This is a genomic window from Sphaerisporangium sp. NPDC051017, from assembly GCF_040683095.1.
In the GTDB taxonomy this organism is placed as follows: domain Bacteria; phylum Actinomycetota; class Actinomycetes; order Streptosporangiales; family Streptosporangiaceae; genus Sphaerisporangium.
Genome location: NZ_JBFBCI010000013.1, coordinates 120248 through 137904, shown reverse-complemented (window position 1 = coordinate 137904; position 17657 = coordinate 120248). Strand labels below are relative to the sequence as shown.

Genomic DNA, 17657 nt, shown 5'->3' with positions numbered 1-17657 from the left:
GGCGTCGGCGAGGGGCGTCGGAAGGTGAGCGGAGCGGCCGTCGCGGGCCGGGTGATCCGGGCGATCCAGGACCGGATGGATGAGATGGCCGGGCGGATCGCTTCGGCCAGGGCGGCGCGGGCGGCCGGGCTGGCCGCGCCGGTCACGCCGACCAGGCGGGCACGTAAGCAGAGAAGTCGTGGCGCGCGGCTGCGGCGCAGGGCGCTGGTCGTGCTGGCGATCCTCGTCGGCGTCGTCGTGGTGCCGATCGCGTTCTCGCCGACCGTGGCGGGCGCGGCGGGCCCGTGCGACCTGTCCCCGGACCTGGCGCCCGAGATCGTGGGCGCCGGCATGGACGGCCTGGTCAAGCCGCCCCCGGCGGAGATCCCCGGGGCCGTCACGGGCGCGCCCTCGACCGAGACGCTGCCGCCGGGCGCGGCGACCGGTACGACGTCCCAGGCCGCGTCGAATCCGGCCACCAACTACGAGCGGTACGGCATGTCGGGCCTGTTCTGGCACACCTACCAGCTCGGCTGCACGGACGTGACCGCCGTCCTCGGCAACGCGTGGGCCAACACGGTCTTCCTCTGGGCCAAGACCATCGACCGGATGACCATCTCGACCTACCAGGCCGCGGCCACGGAAGGACCGCTCCAGTCCATCAAGGACGTCGTCGACGACATCGTCACGAACCTCGCCAACGCCATGTACTGGCCCTACCTGCGGGTGGTCATCCTGCTGGGGGCGGTCTGGCTGGCCTGGTACGGGCTGATCCGCAAGCGCGCCAGCACCACCGCCGAGGGCGTCATCTGGATGATCCTCGCCGTGACGGTCGCCGTGTGGTTCTTCAGCCGTCCCGGCGACTTCACCGGTCTCGGCAAGGCCGTCACCGACAGGACCACCGAGGTCGTGAACTCGGCGTTCAGCGGGCTGCCCGGGGCGGGCGGCGCCTCCTGCCTGCCGCTCAAGGGAGAGACCAACCCCAAGGCAGGGCCCGGCGGCTACGGCCAGAGCGGCGTCCCGGGGGTCGACCAGAACGCGGACGCGCTGTGGTCCACGCTGGTCTGCAAGCCGTGGCTGATGGGCGAGTTCGGCACCGCCGATCCCAAGGTCGTGGCGAGCTTGGGCGTCAAGCTGCTGGACATCCAGGCCACGGACGTCCAGGAGCAGAACTCCGGGCAGCAGATGACCAGCGGCGCGCATCAGGCGCGCTACGAGCAGGAGATCGCCAAGCCGCTGGAGAACACGCCGCTGTTCTTCCTCTTCCAGGGCAAGGACTGGACGAGTCGGCTCGGCATCGCGATCGGCGCACTGATGGCGGCCATGGTCGCGGGCGTGCTGATCTTCCTGGTGGCCGTCTCGCTCATCGCGCTCAAGGTCGGCTTCCTGCTGCTGCTGATCCTCGGCCCGGTGTTCCTGCTGATCGGCGTCCACCCCGGCTCGGGGCGCATCATCGCCATGCGCTGGGTCGAGATGCTCATCGGCACGCTGCTGCGCCAGGCGGTCCTCGCCTTGGTCCTCGGCGTGCTGGTGTACGGGTACGCGCTGATCATCTCCACGGCCCTGCCCTGGGGCATGCAGATCATGTTCATCGCGTTGCTGACGATCGCCGTGTTCTTCTACCGGCGTCCCTTCCAGCACCTGTTCGCCAGAATGGACGGGCACACGCTCACGACCCGGATGCTCGGCGAGGCGGCGTCCGCGCCCACGCTGTCGCGGGCGACGAACGCGCTTCCCCCGGTGGCGGCGGCGCGCATGGGCCGCTGGGGCCTGCGCAAGGCCGAGCCCATCATGAACGCCGCGGCGATGGCCGGGGCCGCGGGAGCGGGTACGGGGGCGGCGGCCACGGCCGCGTCGGTGTCCCAGGCCCGCGTGCGCGACCAGGAGGTCACGCCGGGCGCCACGCAGCAGACCGGCACCCGCGTGCCCGTGGGCGCCCAGCCGGCGCCGCTGGACGCCGACGCGCAGGCGGGGGTGCGCCGCAAGGCCACCGGCCGCGGCGCCGCCGTCCCGCGTCCCGGCGCGGCCCCGCCCCTCAACCTCAACGGGCGTTCAGGCGGCGGAGCGCCGGGCACGCCCGCGCGTTCCGGAGGCGCTCCCGGCGCCGCCGGTTCCCGTCCGGCCACGCGGACGAGCACCGGCTCGGGCTCGGGCAGCGCGGGTTCGGCGGGGAGCTGGTTCGGCGGCGGGTCCGGCGGCGGCTGGGCCTCGCGGCCCGGGTCCTCGGGCTCGGGAGGGTCCTCCGGAGGCTCGTCCAACGGCTCCTCGGGCGGCTCGCGCCGGTCGGAGGGCTCCGAGCCGCGGGCTCCGCGCTCGACGGCGGGAGGCCCCCGCGGCATCCTCGGCGGAGGCGGTGGCGGTGGTGGCGGGTCGTCGTCGAACCGCGGCTCGTCCGGCGGCTCCTCGCGGGGCTCCTCGGGCGGGTCGTCACGCGGATCGTCCGGCGGTGGGTCGTCGCGTTCGGCCACCAGCATCTTCGGTTCGTCGGGCAACGGCGACCGCGGGTCCGGCTGGCTGTCGGGAGAGCGCTCGGGGTCGGACGAGGCCCCGCCGCTGTGGCTTCCCCCGCGCTCGGACGCCGGGCGCGGTGAGGACGCGCCGTTCTGGCTGCGACCGGCAGACGGCGACAAGGACTGACGATGGCGCAGGTCAACGACCGGCGAAAGTTCGTTTTCGCCGGCGTCGTCGTCGCACTCGCGGCCGTCGGCATCTATCTGTCCATGCGGCCGGCCGGGGGCTCCGGCGAGGCCGTTCCACCTCCCGGGGCCGTGTCCAGCACGGCCCCGGGTACGCCCGTGACCGAGGGCACCGCGCCCCCGGTCAAGTCCGGAAATTTCGACATCTACTCCTACCTGCCGCTGTCGAAGAACCAGATCGCGCAGGCGGCGGACGCGGCCCAGCGGTTCGCGGTCTCCTACGCCACGTACCGCTGGGACGAGGATCCGGCCTCGTACGCAGAGCGCCTGAAGGGCTACACGACGCCGGACCTCGGGGTGATCCTCACCAGGGACGTGACCTCGCCCGCCACGGTCGAGCAGAACCGTGCCGACCAGGTGGTGTCCGCGGGCTCGGCGCGGCTGAAGACGATCCGTGACATCGCGAGCGGGTCGGTCGTCTTCGTGGTGACCGCCGTCCAGCGCATCACCGCCAAGAGCGGCACGCGCGAGAGCGACGCCGACTACGCGATCACGCTCACCCAGGTGGGCGACCAGTGGCGCGTCTACGACATGCAGCCCGCGGACGCGGGACAGGACGGCGACCCCGGCGGGGGGACGGTGGAGTGAGCTCCCGTGCACGTATCGCCCTGATGGTGGGGCTCGCCGGGGTCTTGCTGGTGACCCTGGTGATGGCACCCATGCTCATGAGCACGTTCCCGTCGTTCCTCGGCGCGGGCGGCGGAGCGCAGGACTGCAATGACGACACGATGCAGGTGACGAACGTCTCGAACACCGCGCAGTCGGACATCCCAGCGGAGTACCTGGAGCTCTACAAGAAGTGGGGCAAGAAGACCGGCGTGCAGTGGACCGTCCTGGCCGCCGTCGGCAAGCGGGAGACCGACCACGGGCGCTCGAACCTGCCGGGGGTGAAGAGCGGGACGAACTACGCGGGCGCCGCCGGGCCGATGCAGTTCCTGATCAGCACGTGGGGCGGCCAGTCCAAGATCAAGGTCTCGTCGAAGTTCAACGGGTACGCCTCCGACGGCGACGAGGACGGCTGGGCCGACGTCTACAACCCCGCGGACGCGATCCTGGGCGCGGCCAAGATGCTCAAGCGCAACGGCGCCCCCGGCGACCTGACCCGCGCGCTGTTCGTCTACAACCACGCGATGTGGTACGTCGAGCAGGTGCTCCAGATCGCCCGCCGGTACGCCACCGACGGCACGCTGGAGGTGCCGCCGGAGGACGACCCCCAGTGCGACCCGCCGCTGGTGGACGCGGCGCCGACGGACATCGTCAAGAAGATCATGGAGTACGCCCTGGCGCAGCGCGGCAAGCCGTACATCTGGGGCGGGACGGGGCCGCACGGCTACGACTGCTCGGGCATCATCTACATGGCCTACCGCGCGGCCGGGTTGTCGATCCCCCGGACGACCTTCGGCCAGTGGCCCTTCGGCGCGAAGGTCGCCAGGGGGTCGGAGCAGGCGGGCGACCTGGTGTTCTTCAACGCCGGGCCCGGCACGTCGGCCAACAACCCCGGTCACGTCGGCATGGTGGTGTCACCGGGCAAGATGATCGAGGCCAGGTGCACGCTCTGCGGCCCGATCAAGATCTCCACCTACCGTGACCGTCCCAACATCGTCGGCTACACCCGCCCGCTGGAGAACCCGACCGTCATAGAACAGCTCAAGCGACTCGGCCTTACATAGATCGGTCATTCCGGTCGCCTGGCGCGACGCCGGGGCGTCCGGCGGCGGAGATGGACGTGGACTCCTTAGTCTTTACCCGCATGGAGACGATTGTTGTGGCGGCGATCATCGTCGACGGGGGCAGGCTTCTCGCGGCCCAGCGGGCGCGCCCCCCGGCCACCGCGGGGGGCTGGGAGTTCCCCGGGGGCAAGGTCGACCCCGGGGAGACCGACGAGGAGGCGCTGATCCGCGAGTGCCGCGAGGAACTGGGCGTCGAGATCGCCGTCGGGGCGAAGGTGGGCGGCGACTGGCCGCTCGGCCCGGGGTATGTCCTGCGCGCGTGGTTCGCCCGGCTTGTGTCCGGCGACCCGCACCCCCACGAGCACTTGGCGTTGCGCTGGATGACCCGTGACGAACTCTTCGACATCCCGTGGTTGCCCGCCGACCTCCCCATCGTCCAGGCTGTACAAGATCTGATCCCCGAGGGTTGAGACCCGGCACGATGTGAGATAACAGCTACACAACGTGACGAGTTTGTCGCGTACCGTATCGGGGAACGGGGGGCTGTAGTGGCCGGTTGGTGGCAACGTGCCCGGGTGGTGTCCATGGTGGGCACCGGAGCGCTGATCCTGGGCGGGGGCGGATCCGCCGTGACGGCGGCCGCAGCCGAGCAGGTGCCGGAGGGCCCGCCGGATTCGACCGGCGCCAAGCTCAGCGTGCGGCTGGTGACGGGCACCCAGAACGGGCAGCAGAGGACGATCCACACGGGCGATGTCCTGCACTTCCGAGTCAGGTTCGACGGCCCGGCTCCGCGCACCCGCCTGGCGGTGGCCATGACCCCGGCGGACGCCCCGGCCCTCGTGAGCTGCGAGGACCGCGAGGCGACGCCCGCCAAGCCGGCCCCGCGCCTGCGCATCTGCGAGTTCGACCAGGTCACGGACGGCAAGACCGTCGACGTGGCGATGCGGGTGCCCCGCGAGGCCCAGGAGGTCGGCGTCAGCGCCATCGCCCACATGCACGATCCGGTCGGCGTGCAGTGGATCCGGCGCACGGCCGACGTCAGGCTCCCTGTCGAGAATGCCGAGCAGGTGGAGAAGGACGGGAACGCCGAGAACGTCGAGAAGCTCGCGAACGTCGGGAACGTCAAGAACGCGGCCGGCGATCCCGAGGCGGACGCGCAGAAGGCGGAGACGCAGAAGGCGGCCGTCCAGCCGTCCGGGGCCGTGACGACGCCGCGCGGGACCACCGGCGACGACATCGGCGACATCGGCGACATCGGAGACACGGGCACCGGCACCGGCGCGGTGGCCAACGCGGGCGGGGGCGTGGTGGCGGGCCCCGGCCCCGTGGCGACCACGGGGGACGAGACCACCGACACGGGAACCGGAACCGGCATCGGCATCGCCGGCATCGCCGGCACGGACGACGAGGACGAGCTCACGGACACGACCGACGACGGCGACACCGGCACGGGCATCGACTCCCTCTTCAACACCGCGCTCAAGGGCGGCCTCGGACGGGACTTCCACGCGGACGGCTCCGGCGGGCGTCCGTCCCCGACCGGGGGACCCGTCCCGATCGACGGCGCCAAGGGGGTGGCCGCGATCGGCGGCGTCCCGGGCAAGCCGCATCCGAGCGGCGCGGACGCCGTCACCGTGGACGTGGGGCCCGCGAAGACCCCGTCGACGGCCGATCCGGACCAGTTCGGGGTGACGGCGCCGGCCAAGGCGGTCGTGGAGGACGGCGAGGTCAAGGCCGTCAAGCCCGTCCCCGCCACGGCGCCCAAGCCCCTTCCGGCCACGGTCGTCGTGCCGTTCCAGAACACGGGGACCGACCCGGTCCCGGTGGCTCAGGGCACTCCGGACGTCGCCGGGGCTCCAGGGCAGGGCGCGCTCGCCGTCGCCCCGATCTTCCCGGGCCAGAAGCCGGTCGCCGCGCAGAAGCCCTTCACCGCCGCGGTCCCGCGGTCGACGACCAGCGCGATCCCGAAGCCTGCGACCAGCGCGTCGCCGAAGCCGGTGGCCGGCGCGCCCGCCAAGCCCGGAACGGCCGTGTCCGCTCCTGCCGCGCCCCTGGGCACAGTGATCCTTGGCAAGCAGACGGACGCCAAGGCCAAGGTCAAGCAGCCCGCCAAGCACGTCGCCAAGGCGAAGGACACCGCGGTCCCGCATCCGGCGCCCGGCGCGCCCGCCACGCCGGCGGGGGTGCACGCCCCGGCGCCGGCCGCCGCGCCGATGCCGATGCCGATGCCCGTCCCGGCGCCCGCCCCGGTCCCGCCGGCGGCGCCTCCGGTCACGGCCAAGTTGCCCGCCGCGCTGCCGCAGGCCCCGGCGGCGCCCGCGATCACCCCGGCTCCCGGGCAGGCCCAGCAGCCCGCGGGCGTGCTCGCGCCCGGCGCCGTCCCCGGCCAGCCCGCCCCGTCCGTCCAGGCGGCGGCGAAGCCCCCCGTCCCCGGACAGGTGGGCGCGCCGGGTCAGGTCCCCGGGGTGGGTGTGCCGGGCCAGATCCCCGGGGTGGGTGTGCCGGCGGCCGAGGTCCCGGCTCCCGGACAGGTCCAGGCGGCGGTCCCGCTCGGCGCGCCGTTGCCGCAGGAGATCCGCCCGGACAAGCAGGACCTGATGGCGAGTGCGGACCACGAGGACTTCGAGATGGGCCGCGGTCTGCCCGCCGCCGTGGTCGCGGTGGCCCTGCTGCTGATCGCGCTGGCCCTGCAACTGCGGCTGCGGCACCGCAGGGCGCGCAGGTCACACGTCATGTAGGCGCGAAACACGCCGGGAAAACGGAGGAAACAAGGCGCGAAGATCGGACACCGCGTAGGAAGAGTGTCGCCAAACGCCCGTTACTGTTAGTTTTGCCAAACTAGGATTCCTCTTGGTACGGCAACGCTCAGTCAGGCGGAGGGCAAGCGGTGAATGGACGCGCGCGAGTGACGACCGTGTCCGCGGTCGTCGCCTCGCTGGGGTTGACGGGCGCCGTGGTATTGGCCGCGGCGCCCTTGACCTCCAATCGGGCCAACGCCGCGCAGGTCGTACGGGCCGAGCCCACGCAGGTGGTCGAGCCGACGGACCCGACGATCACCGACCTGCCGGATTCGTCGAACCCCGGGCCCGAGCCGACCGTGACGGTGACGATCACGGAGAGCCCGGACCCGACGGTGACCAAGACGCACACCGTCACCCCCAAGCCGGCCAAGTCCCCCACGAAGACCCCCAAGCCGACTCCGTCGGGGAGCAAGACCTCTCCGATCGCGCCGCCTCCCACGCAGGACACGTTCCCCACCACGCCGACGATCCCGACCAGCCCGCCGCTGGTGGAGACGACCCCGCCGCCGGTGGAAACGCCCGCGGCCGATCCTCAGGTGAACCTGCCCCCGGCGACGACGCCCCCGGCGACCCCACCGGACACGACGACGAACCTGGCGTTCGAGGACCCGACGCCCGACTCGGTGCCGGTCGTGATCCGCCGCGCCGCTCCCGAGTACGACCAGATCACGCTGAGCAGGAAACTCGCCATCCCGGGCGTGCTGCTCGCCGTGCTGGTGATGCTCGGCGTGCTGATCTTCGAGGGCCGCATCCGCCGGATGGCGCACGCCGCGGCCATCCGCACGGTGGGTCCCCGCGCGCGGGGCCGCCACCGCGGCGACGACTACTACGGCTACCCCGTGCCGCCCTACCCGATCTACCACGGGGGCACGACGTACGCGCCGGTCGTCAGCTTCGTACCGGTGCACGGCTACCCGAGTTCGCCGCCTCCCGGCTACCAGGACCCGTACGGCGTCCACCAGCAGGGTGACCCGACGGCCCCCGGTCAGACGGCGCCGCAGGCCGGCCAGGCCGAGCCGTGGCCGCACGTCCAGGGCGACCCCTCCGCCCCCCAGCCGGTCGCGGGCGACGCGACGGCCACGATGCCCGCTCCGGGCGGCCAGACGCCTCCCACGGCGTCCGCGCCGCGCTCAGTGGTCGTCCTTCCCGGGCAGTTCCCCGGGGACGAGAAGCGGACGCTCCAGGGCCCGCTGCCGGACGGCAAACAGGGCCGCGGTCCCCTCGGCCGCTTCTGGCGCGGCCGCTCCTCCTGACGGCCACCCGTCCGGCCCGCACAAAGCGAAGGCCCGCCGCAAAGCGAAGGGCCGCATATAGCGAAGGGCCGCCGCCCGTACGTTGTGTACGGACGGCGGCCCGTCTCGTGTGGAGAGGCCCGTCTCAGCTCGTCTTGGACCCGGACGAGCTCTGGGAGCCCGGCCGCTTGAAGATCTTGTTGCCGAGCCACACCAGCGGGTCGTACCTGCGGTCGACGACGCGCTCCTTCATCGGGATCAGCGCGTTGTCAGTGATCTTGATGTGCTCGGGGCACACCTCGGTGCAGCACTTGGTGATGTTGCAGTAGCCGAGGCCGTGCTCCTCCTGCGCGGAGTCCTTGCGGTCGGCCACGTCGTACGGGTGCATGTCCAGCTCGGCGATCCGCATGAGGAAGCGCGGCCCGGCGAAGGCCGGCTTGTTCTCCTCGTGGTCGCGGATCACGTGGCAGACGTTGTTGCACATGAAGCACTCGATGCACTTGCGGAACTCCTGGCTCCGCTCGACGTCGATCTGCTGCATGCGGTACTCGCCGGGCTTGACGTTGTCCGGCGGGGTGAACGAGGGGATCTCGCGCGCCTTCTGGTAGTTGAACGAGACGTCCGTCACCAGGTCCTTGATGACGGGGAACGTCCGCATCGGCGTGACGGTGATCGTCTCGTCCTCGGTGAACGTCGACATGCGCGTCATGCAGCCGAGGCGCGGCTTGCCGTTGATCTCCATCGAGCACGACCCGCACTTGCCCGCCTTGCAGTTCCAGCGGACCGCGAGGTCGGGCGCCTGCGTGGCCTGCAGGCGGTGGATGACGTCGAGCACGACCTCGCCCTCGTTCACCTCGACGGTGAAGTCCTCCAACTTGCCCTCGCCGCCCTCGCCGCGCCAGACGCGGAACTTGGCCTTGTATCCCATCAGGACTCCTTCACCAGGGCGTCGTAGTCCGCCAGCTCGTCGGCGGTGACGTACTTGCTGATCTCCGCCCGGTCGAACAAGCTGAGCAGGTCCGGCCGCATGGTGGTCTGCTCGCGCTCCTCGACGGTGACCTCGCCGGCGGGGGTGAGCCCGCAGCGCAGCAGCTTGCGCCGCCACTCGGCCGACATCGCCGGGTAGTCGTCGCGGGTGTGCCCGCCGCGGCTCTCCTGGCGCAGCAGCGCGGCGCGCGCGACGCACTCGGAGACCAGCAGCATGTTGCGCAGGTCGATCGCGAGGTGCCAGCCGGGGTTGTAGATGCGCCCGCCCGGGGCGCCGGCGCCGGCCGCGCGCTCCTTGAGCTTCTCGACGACCTCCAGCGCCTCCTTGACCTCCTCCGCCTTGCGGATGATGCCCACGAGGTCGTTCATCGTGCGCTGGAGCTCGTGGTGGACCTCGTACGGGTTCTCGCCGCCGCTCCGCGAGAGCGGGGCCACGGCCTCGTCCTCGGCGTCGCGCAGCGTCTCCTCTGGCGTGACGGGACGCGCCGCGAGCCCGTCGACGTACTCCGCCGCGCCCGCGCCGGCCCGGCGGCCGAACACCAGCAGGTCGGACAGGGAGTTGCCGCCGAGGCGGTTGGAGCCGTGCATGCCGCCCGACACCTCACCGGCCGCGAACAGGCCCGGGACCGAGGACACGGCGGTGTCGGCGTCGACCTCCACGCCGCCCATGATGTAGTGGCAGGTCGGGCCGACCTCCATGGGCTCGGCGGTGATGTCGACGTCGGCCAGCTCCTTGAACTGGTGGTGCATCGACGGCAGCCGCTTGACGATCTCGGCGGCGGGCAGGCGGCTCGACACGTCCAGGAACACGCCGCCGTGCGGGGAGTTGCGCCCGGCCTTCACCTCGGAGTTGATCGCGCGGGCGACCTCGTCGCGCGGCAGCAGCTCCGGAGGACGGCGGTTGTTGGCCTGGTCGTCGTACCAGCGGTCCGCTTCCTCCTCGGTGGTGGCGTACTTGTCCTTGAACACCTCGGGGATGTAGTCGAACATGAACCGCTTGCCCTCGGAGTTGCGCAGCACCCCGCCGTCGCCGCGGACGGACTCGGTGACGAGGATGCCGCGCACCGACGGCGGCCACACCATGCCGGTCGGGTGGAACTGGATGAACTCCATGTTGATCAGCTTGGCCCCGGCCAGCAGCGCCAGCGCGTGCCCGTCCCCGGTGTACTCCCAGGAGTTGGAGGTCACGACATAGGACTTGCCGATGCCGCCGGTGGCGAGGACCACCGCGGGCGCGTCGAAGCAGATCAGGCGGCCGGTCTCGCGCCAGTAGCCGAACGCGCCGCTGATCGCGGCGTCCTCGGCGGGGCCTTCCTTCAGCAGCTTGGTGATCGTGCACTCGGCGAAGACCCGGATGTAGGCCTCGGGGTCGCCGTGCAGCTTCTCGTCCTCCTGCTGGAGGGCGACGACCCGCTGCTGGAGCGTGCGGATCAGCTCCAGGCCGGTGCGGTCGCCGACGTGGGCCAGGCGCGGGTACTCGTGGCCGCCGAAGTTGCGCTGGCTGATCTTGCCGTCCTTGGTGCGGTCGAACAGCGCGCCCCAGGCCTCCAGCTCCCAGACGCGGTCCGGCGCCTCCTTGGCGTGCAGTTCGGCCATGCGCCAGTTGTTGAGGAACTTGCCGCCGCGCATGGTGTCACGGAAGTGCACCATCCAGTTGTCGGCGGGGTTGACGTTGCCCATCGCGGCGGCGGCGCCGCCCTCGGCCATGACCGTGTGGGCCTTGCCGAACAGCGACTTGCAGACGATCGCCGTGCGCTTGCCCTGCTGGCGGGCCTCGATCGCCGCCCGGAGCCCCGCGCCGCCGGCTCCGATGACGACGACGTCGTATTCGTGACGCTCGATTTCCACTGGATGATCCTTAAGCGAGCGGGAAGTTGACGATGCCCTTGGCGACCAGCCGCACGTACAGGTCGGCCAGCATGACCGAGTACATGGACAGCCAGGCGAGCAGCATGTGGCGGCGGTTCAGCTTCGAGACGAAGGTCCACATCTTGTAGCGCAGGGGGTGCTTGGAGAAGTGGTTGAGCCGGCCGGCCGTGATGTGTCGGCAGGAGTGGCAGCTCAGGGTGTACGACCAGATCAGCACCACGTTGATCCACAGGATGGCCGTTCCGAGCCCGAAATGACCCCACGCGCCGTGCTCGTCCCGCAGGGCCAGCACGGCGTCCCACGTCAGCACAATGGCGATCAGCACCGCGCCGTAGAAGAAGTAGCGGTGGATGTTCTGGATGATCAGCGGCAGGCGCGTCTCACCGGTGTACTTCTTGTGCGGCTCGGCCACCGCGCACGCGGGCGGCGAGAGCCAGAACGCGCGATAGTAACCCTTGCGGTAGTAGTAACAGGTGAGACGGAAACCGGCCGGCAGGCCGAGGATCAAAATGCCGGGCGGCAACGTCCACCAGTCGCCGAAGGGGGCGAGGCCGAGGAACCGCGCGCCTTCCGGACACGACGTCGCCAGGCAGGGCGACGAGAATGGGGCGATGTAGGGTTCGACGAAGTAGCTCTTGTCGAAGATCGCCCAGAGTCCGTAGACGAGGAACGACGCCAACGCCGCGAATGTGATGGCGGGGGCCAGCCACCATCGATCCGTGCGCAGGGTGCGGGCCGCGATCTGCGCCCGTTGCTTCCTTTGCGCCGGTTCGCCGGTCGGACGACCGGCCGTTGTCTGGGTCATGGGAGAACTCTCCACCTTCCCCGGCCTTTGCCGCCTGAGGGGCGAGGGTCCGGGCTTTCAACTTGGCTGGGGTGCCGCGCGCGTGTGCTCCGCGCCGGACGCAGCCGCGCGCGTGGCCGGTGCGGGCTACGTTACGACGGCTGGAACCCCGCGTGTGGACAGGGTCACTCACTTTTTCGACTGACCTCGTGTGATTCCCGTCACGTCGCTGTCAGGCTCGTGAATCCGTCAGGAACGCTGTCCACCTCTTGGCAGTTTAACGACTCTCATGAAGAAGTCGTCGATCCGGCGGACCACGCGAATGAACTGGTCGAAGTCGACCGGCTTGGCGACGTAGGCGTTGGCGTGGAGGCCCCGCGTCACGCGTCCGCCTGAGGTCTCGCCAGCTCGACACCCTGCGGCAACGACCCCTCCTCCGCGGCCTCGGACAGGTAGGAGAGCAACGTGGCGCGGAAGGCGTGCGCCGCCCGGGTGGGCTCCACGTCCTTGCGCCGAGCGAGCGCTATCGCGCGACGAAGCCCCGGCGGGGCGAGTGGAGTGCCCGACAGCCCCGGCCGCCCGTCGAGCACCATCGACGGCACCACCGCCACCCCCAGCCCCGCCTCCACGAAGCGCAGCACCGCGTCCATCTCGCCGCCCTCGACGGCGAAGCGCGGCTCGAACCCGGCCTGGCGGCAGGCGTTCAGCGTCGCCTCGCGCAGGTCGTACCCCCGGCGGAACATCACCATCGGCCGCCCGCGCAACTCCTCGATCCTGAAGTACGGCCTGCGCCCGCCCACCCCGGTCGGGGAGGCCACCACGAGGTTCTCCCGCAGGATCTCCTGGGTGACCAGGGACGGATCGCTGCTCTGCAACGGCAGGATGATCAGGGCCAGGTCGAGCCCGCCGCGCGCCAGATCCCGCACCAGGTCCCGCGAGCCGCCCTCCTCGACCAGCAGGTCGATCCCGGGATAGTCCCGGTGGAAACGGGCCAGCGCCTCGGCCAGCAGCCCCGCGCACAGGGAAGGGGTCGCGCCCAGCCGCACCCGTCCCCGGCGCAGCCCCGCCAGCTCGGCCACCTCGCGGCGGGCGGTTTCGGCGTCGGCCAGCATGCGCCGGGCCAGGGGGAGCAGCGCCTCACCCGCCGGGGTGAGGGTCACGTTGCCCCGGGCGCGGCTGAACAGGGGCGCGCCGAGCTCGGTCTCCAGCGCCTTGATCTGCTTGCTCAGGGACGGCTGGGCCAGCCGCATGCGTTCGGCGGCGTGTGTGAAATGTGCGGTCTCCGCCACAGCGACGAACGAGGCGAGTTGCTGGAGCTGCACGATTCACAGCGTACGGTGGCCGTTTCCGTCGATCTTCCCCGGCCTCATCGCCGCCCGCACGGTGAGCCTCCTCCGGCCCGGCCGCCACCGCATCGTGCGTCTCCTCCGGTCTCGCCGACGCCCGCATCGTGAGTTTCCCGCGGCCTCATCGCCGCCCGCGTTGTGATATTGCTCGCACGCGCGGCCCCCCGGTCGCGGCCGCGCGTGGTTGGGGCCACGGTGCATAGCCTCCGGCTATCGAGACAAGGCACGCGATGACTTGGACGGCTTATGTCTGCCTTACCTACCGTCGGAAAATGTGACATCGACGATCGAACGAGGCGCGGCGACGGCCGAGGTGCCCCGTGTCCCCACGACCCCCAGGAAGCCGGGCCCTGACCGGCCGGCCCGGGGAGGGCGCCCGAGCCTGCTCGGGACGTCCAACGGCAGGAAAGCGGTCATGGCCGTCAGCGGCGCCGTTCTGGTGCTGTTCCTCATCGGTCACATGCTGGGCAACCTGAAGATCTTCCTTGGCGAGGACTCCTTCAACTCCTACGCCGAGTGGCTGCGCACCGTCGGCGAGCCCGCCCTGCCCGGCCGGACGCTGCTGACCCTCACCGAGATCGGCCTGGCCGCCGCCGTCGCGCTGCACATGTGGTCGGCCGTCTCGCTGGCCCGCCGCGCGCGCAGGGCCCGGCCCGTCAAGTACGCGGCCAAGCGCAGATCGCAGGCCAGCGGCTACGTCGTCCACACCATGCGGTACGGCGGGGTCGTCATCCTGCTGTTCGTGATCTGGCACCTGCTGGACCTCACCTTCGGCGCCGTCAACCCCAAGGGCTACGACGCCACCCCGTACGACCGCGTGGTCGCCGGGTTCGACCTCTCCCGGTGGTGGGTCACGGCCTTCTACCTCGTCGCCCTCGTCATGGTGGGCCTCCACCTGCGCCACGGCCTGTGGAGCGCCTTCCAGACCCTGGGGCTGGCGAACGGCCGCAGGCGCCACCTGCTCAATGGCCTCGCCGCCGTCTTCGCGGCCGTGCTGGTCCTCGGCTTCGTGTCCGTCCCCGTCGCCGTGATGATCGGAGTTGTGAAGTGAACTACACGACCGGCGCGCCGATCCGCGACACCAAGGCCCCGGACGGGCCCATCGAGGACCGCTGGGACCAGCGCCGCTTCTCCGCCAAGCTGGTCAACCCGGCCAACAAGCGCAAGCTGAACGTCATCGTCGTCGGCACCGGGCTCGCGGGCGGGTCGGCCGCGGCGACGCTGGGCGAGCTCGGGTACAAGGTCAAGTCGTTCTGCTACCAGGACTCGCCCCGGCGCGCGCACTCGATCGCGGCGCAGGGCGGCATCAACGCGGCCAAGAACTACCGCGGCGACGGCGACTCGATCCACCGCCTGTTCTACGACACCGTCAAGGGCGGCGACTTCCGGGCCCGCGAGTCGAACGTCTACCGGCTCGCGCAGGTCAGCGTGAACATCATCGACCAGGCCGTGGCCCAGGGCGTGCCGTTCGCCCGCGAGTACGGAGGGCTGCTCGACACCCGGTCCTTCGGCGGCGCGCAGGTCTCCCGTACGTTCTACGCGCGGGGGCAGACGGGCCAGCAGCTCCTGCTCGGCGCGTACCAGGCCCTGGAGCGGCAGATCGCGGCCGGGACCGTCGAGATGCACACCCGGCACGAGATGCTCGACCTGGTCATCAGCGGCGGGCGGGCGCGCGGCGTGATCGTCCGCGACCTGGTCACCGGCGAGATCGAGACGCACCTGGCGGACGCCGTCGTGCTCGCGACCGGCGGGTACGGCAACGTGTTCTTCCTGTCGACCAACGCCAAGGGGTGCAACACCACGGCCATCTGGCGGGCGCACCGGCGGGGGGCGTACTTCGGGAACCCGTGCTACACGCAGATCCACCCCACCTGCATCCCGGTGAGCGGCGAATACCAGTCGAAGCTGACGCTGATGTCGGAGTCGCTGCGCAACGACGGGCGCGTGTGGGTGCCGGTGCAGGCGGGGGACACGCGGGCGCCGGGGGACATCCCGGAGGCCGAGCGCGACTACTACCTTGAGCGGATTTATCCGGCTTTCGGCAACCTGGTGCCGCGCGACATCGCGTCCCGTGCCGCCAAGAACGTCTGCGACGAGGGCCGAGGCGTCGGACCGGGCGGCCTCGGCGTGTACCTGGACTTCGCCGACGCCATCGCCCGCCTCGGCAAGGAGGCCGTCGAGAAGAAGTACGGCAACCTCTTCGAGATGTACGAGCGCATCACCGGCGAGGACCCCTACACCCGGCCCATGCGCATCTACCCGGCCGTCCACTACACGATGGGCGGGCTGTGGGTGGACTACGACCTCCAGTCGACCATCCCCGGCATGTTCGTCATCGGCGAGGCCAACTTCTCCGACCACGGCGCCAACCGCCTCGGCGCGTCCGCCCTCATGCAGGGCCTCGCCGACGGCTACTTCGTGCTGCCCACCACCATCGGCGACTACCTCGCCGCCGGTCCCTTCGGCGAGGTCGCGCAGGAGGACGTCGACGAGGCCGTCGGCCAGGTCACCGGCAAGATCGGACGGCTGCTCGCGGTCGGCGGCACCCGTACCGCCGACTCCTACCACCGCGAGCTCGGCAAGCTCATGTGGGACCACTGCGGTATGGAGCGCACCGAGGAGGGCCTGCGCAAGGCCCTGGAGCGCATCCCCGAGCTGCGCGAGGAGTTCTGGAACAACGTCAAGGTGCCCGGCGAGGGGGAGGGCCTCAACCAGGCGCTGGAGCGGGCCGGCCGGGTCGCGGACTTCTTCGACCTCGCCGAGCTGATGTGCCTGGACGCCCTGCACCGCACCGAGTCCTGCGGCGGGCACTTCCGCGCCGAGTCCCAGACCGAGGAGGGCGAGGCGCTGCGCGACGACGAGCACTTCGCCTACGTCGCCGCCTGGGAGCACAACCCGGACGGGGACCCGGTGCTGCACAAGGAAGAACTCCAGTACGAGTACGTCAAGATGAGCCAGCGGAGCTACAAGTGAACCTGACCCTCAAGGTCTGGCGGCAGAACGGTCCCGCCGACAGCGGGCGCATGGTGACTTATCAGGTCACGGACGTTTCGCCGGACATGTCCTTCCTGGAGATGCTCGACGTCCTCAACGAGCGGCTCATCCTCGACGGCGACGACCCCGTCGCGTTCGACCACGACTGCCGCGAGGGCATCTGCGGCATGTGCGGCATGGTCATCAACGGCGTCGCCCACGGCGAGCAGCGGGCCACCACGACGTGCCAGCTCCACATGCGGCACTTCCAGGACGGCGCCACCATCACCATCGAGCCGTGGCGGGCCGCGCCGTTCCCCGTCGTCAAGGACCTCGTCGTCGACCGGAGCTCCTTCGACCGCATCATCCAGGCGGGCGGCTTCATCTCCGTCCCCGCCGGCTCCGCGCCCGACGCGCACAGCGTTCCGGTGAAGAAAGAGGACGCCGACGACGCGTTCGACGCCGCCACCTGCATCGGCTGCGGCGCCTGCGTGGCCGCCTGCCCCAACGGCTCGGCGTCCCTGTTCACCGCCGCCAAGATCACCCACCTGGGCCTGCTGCCCCAGGGCCAGCCCGAACGCGACTCCCGCGCGGTGGCGATGGTCGAGCAGATGGACCTGGAGGGCTTCGGCGGCTGCACCAACACCGGCGAATGCACCGCCGTCTGCCCCAAGGGCATCAGCCTAGACGTAATAACCCAAATGAACCGCGACTACCTAAAAGCCGCCAAGTAGCACCGTGTGGGCCAGTGTGAGAGATCCCAGCGGCCCAAAGAAGCGCGCCTCCAGCCGGAAACCGCGCTATGACGTTCAGACCCGGCCCCTGGCGGGCCGGGTCTTCACACTCCGACCATGGCTGACCAGCTTGTGCCAGTCCGGGCCAACCGTGTCAGCTCGCCTGCCGTACATGAAGGGCGCGCAGTGCATCGCTGAGTCGGCGGCCCGCCTCCTCGACATCGCGTCGGACGCGGTCGATGTCCACCGGCCGGTCAGACGTCGTCAGGGCGCACTGGCGGATGTAGGAGGACAGGGTCAGCCCGGCTTCTTCGGCCGCCCGACGCAGACGAACGGTTTCCTCTGGCGTGAACCAGACCGACACTATGCTGGACAATCGGCTCGGTTCAGTGCGAAGCGCCTCTTCGCCCTGCGCGTCAGGGTCGTCGCGATGCGCATAGTAGAGTTCGGCCAGCTCGGCCTCGCTCAGTTGTTCTACATCTTCCATCACACCTCCCACGCGGTGCGTCGGCGCGTACGAAATGGTCCCTTGCTCCGCTCGGGCTGTTTGTCAGGGCCTCCGGCCCAGCGGTCCTCGCCTTCGGCT

At 70.9% G+C, this 17657-nt stretch carries 14 protein-coding genes and 1 pseudogene; 9 read left to right on the top strand and 6 right to left on the bottom strand.

Annotation, left to right across the window (positions count from 1 at the left end):
- The first annotated feature begins 24 nt into the window (after window positions 1–24).
- From AB0M95_RS14325 to AB0M95_RS14300, 6 genes are all read left to right on the top strand, one after another.
- Window positions 25–2616: a type IV secretion system protein gene (locus tag AB0M95_RS14325; protein WP_363763623.1), complete on the top strand. Its 2592-nt coding sequence runs from the start codon at window positions 25–27 to the stop codon at window positions 2614–2616.
- Window positions 2617–2618: 2 nt separating this feature from the next.
- Complete coding sequence (locus AB0M95_RS14320; protein ID WP_363763620.1) at window positions 2619–3263, top strand: hypothetical protein; 645 nt, start codon at window positions 2619–2621, stop codon at window positions 3261–3263.
- Window positions 3260–4345, top strand: a complete 1086-nt coding sequence (locus tag AB0M95_RS14315) for a bifunctional lytic transglycosylase/C40 family peptidase (protein WP_363763617.1) — start codon at window positions 3260–3262, stop codon at window positions 4343–4345. Before AB0M95_RS14320 ends, AB0M95_RS14315 begins: the two co-directional genes overlap by 4 nt.
- 80 nt (window positions 4346–4425) lie before the next feature.
- Window positions 4426–4815, top strand: coding sequence for a (deoxy)nucleoside triphosphate pyrophosphohydrolase (locus AB0M95_RS14310; protein ID WP_363763614.1), 390 nt, complete (start codon window positions 4426–4428; stop codon window positions 4813–4815).
- Between the two features lie 114 nt (window positions 4816–4929).
- Window positions 4930–7083 (top strand): hypothetical protein, encoded by a 2154-nt coding sequence (locus tag AB0M95_RS14305; RefSeq protein ID WP_363763611.1) that lies wholly within the window; start codon window positions 4930–4932, stop codon window positions 7081–7083.
- Window positions 7084–7250: 167 nt separating this feature from the next.
- Window positions 7251–8399 carry a hypothetical protein gene (locus AB0M95_RS14300; RefSeq protein ID WP_363763608.1) on the top strand — a complete coding sequence of 383 codons (1149 nt, stop codon included), beginning with the start codon at window positions 7251–7253 and terminating at the stop codon, window positions 8397–8399.
- 124 nt (window positions 8400–8523) lie between these two features.
- Here AB0M95_RS14300 and AB0M95_RS14295 read toward each other — a convergent pair whose 3' ends face one another.
- The 5 genes and pseudogenes from AB0M95_RS14295 to AB0M95_RS14275 form a co-directional block, all read right to left on the bottom strand.
- Window positions 8524–9306 (bottom strand): succinate dehydrogenase/fumarate reductase iron-sulfur subunit, encoded by a 783-nt coding sequence (locus AB0M95_RS14295; RefSeq protein WP_358519399.1) that lies wholly within the window; start codon window positions 9304–9306, stop codon window positions 8524–8526.
- The gene (locus AB0M95_RS14290; protein WP_358519401.1) at window positions 9306–11213 is read right to left on the bottom strand and encodes a fumarate reductase/succinate dehydrogenase flavoprotein subunit; all 1908 of its coding nucleotides are present in this window, start codon (window positions 11211–11213) and stop codon (window positions 9306–9308) included. The genes AB0M95_RS14295 and AB0M95_RS14290 overlap by 1 nt, the downstream gene beginning before the upstream one ends.
- Before the next feature lie 10 nt (window positions 11214–11223).
- Window positions 11224–12039 carry a hypothetical protein gene (locus AB0M95_RS14285; protein WP_358519403.1) on the bottom strand — a complete coding sequence of 272 codons (816 nt, stop codon included), beginning with the start codon at window positions 12037–12039 and terminating at the stop codon, window positions 11224–11226.
- Between the two features lie 228 nt (window positions 12040–12267).
- Window positions 12268–12390: pseudogene (locus tag AB0M95_RS14280) on the bottom strand (response regulator); the annotation flags it as partial.
- Window positions 12391–12398: 8 nt separating this feature from the next.
- Window positions 12399–13340 (bottom strand): LysR substrate-binding domain-containing protein, encoded by a 942-nt coding sequence (locus AB0M95_RS14275; protein WP_363763603.1) that lies wholly within the window; start codon window positions 13338–13340, stop codon window positions 12399–12401.
- Window positions 13341–13638: 298 nt separating this feature from the next.
- Here AB0M95_RS14275 and AB0M95_RS14270 point away from each other — a divergent pair, with 298 nt between their 5' ends.
- The 3 genes from AB0M95_RS14270 to AB0M95_RS14260 are packed head-to-tail and all read left to right on the top strand — an operon-like array spanning window position 13639 to window position 17071.
- The gene (locus AB0M95_RS14270; RefSeq protein ID WP_363763600.1) at window positions 13639–14415 is read left to right on the top strand and encodes a succinate dehydrogenase cytochrome b subunit; all 777 of its coding nucleotides are present in this window, start codon (window positions 13639–13641) and stop codon (window positions 14413–14415) included.
- Window positions 14412–16337, top strand: a complete 1926-nt coding sequence (locus AB0M95_RS14265) for a fumarate reductase/succinate dehydrogenase flavoprotein subunit (protein ID WP_363763597.1) — start codon at window positions 14412–14414, stop codon at window positions 16335–16337. Before AB0M95_RS14270 ends, AB0M95_RS14265 begins: the two co-directional genes overlap by 4 nt.
- Complete coding sequence (locus tag AB0M95_RS14260; protein ID WP_363763594.1) at window positions 16334–17071, top strand: succinate dehydrogenase/fumarate reductase iron-sulfur subunit; 738 nt, start codon at window positions 16334–16336, stop codon at window positions 17069–17071. The genes AB0M95_RS14265 and AB0M95_RS14260 overlap by 4 nt, the downstream gene beginning before the upstream one ends.
- Window positions 17072–17225: 154 nt before the next feature.
- On the opposite strand, the gene AB0M95_RS14255 is transcribed toward AB0M95_RS14260, so the two are convergent.
- A complete protein-coding gene (locus AB0M95_RS14255) occupies window positions 17226–17558 on the bottom strand; it encodes a hypothetical protein (RefSeq protein ID WP_363763591.1) in 333 nt (110 codons plus the stop codon).
- Between the last annotated feature and the right edge of the window lie 99 nt (window positions 17559–17657).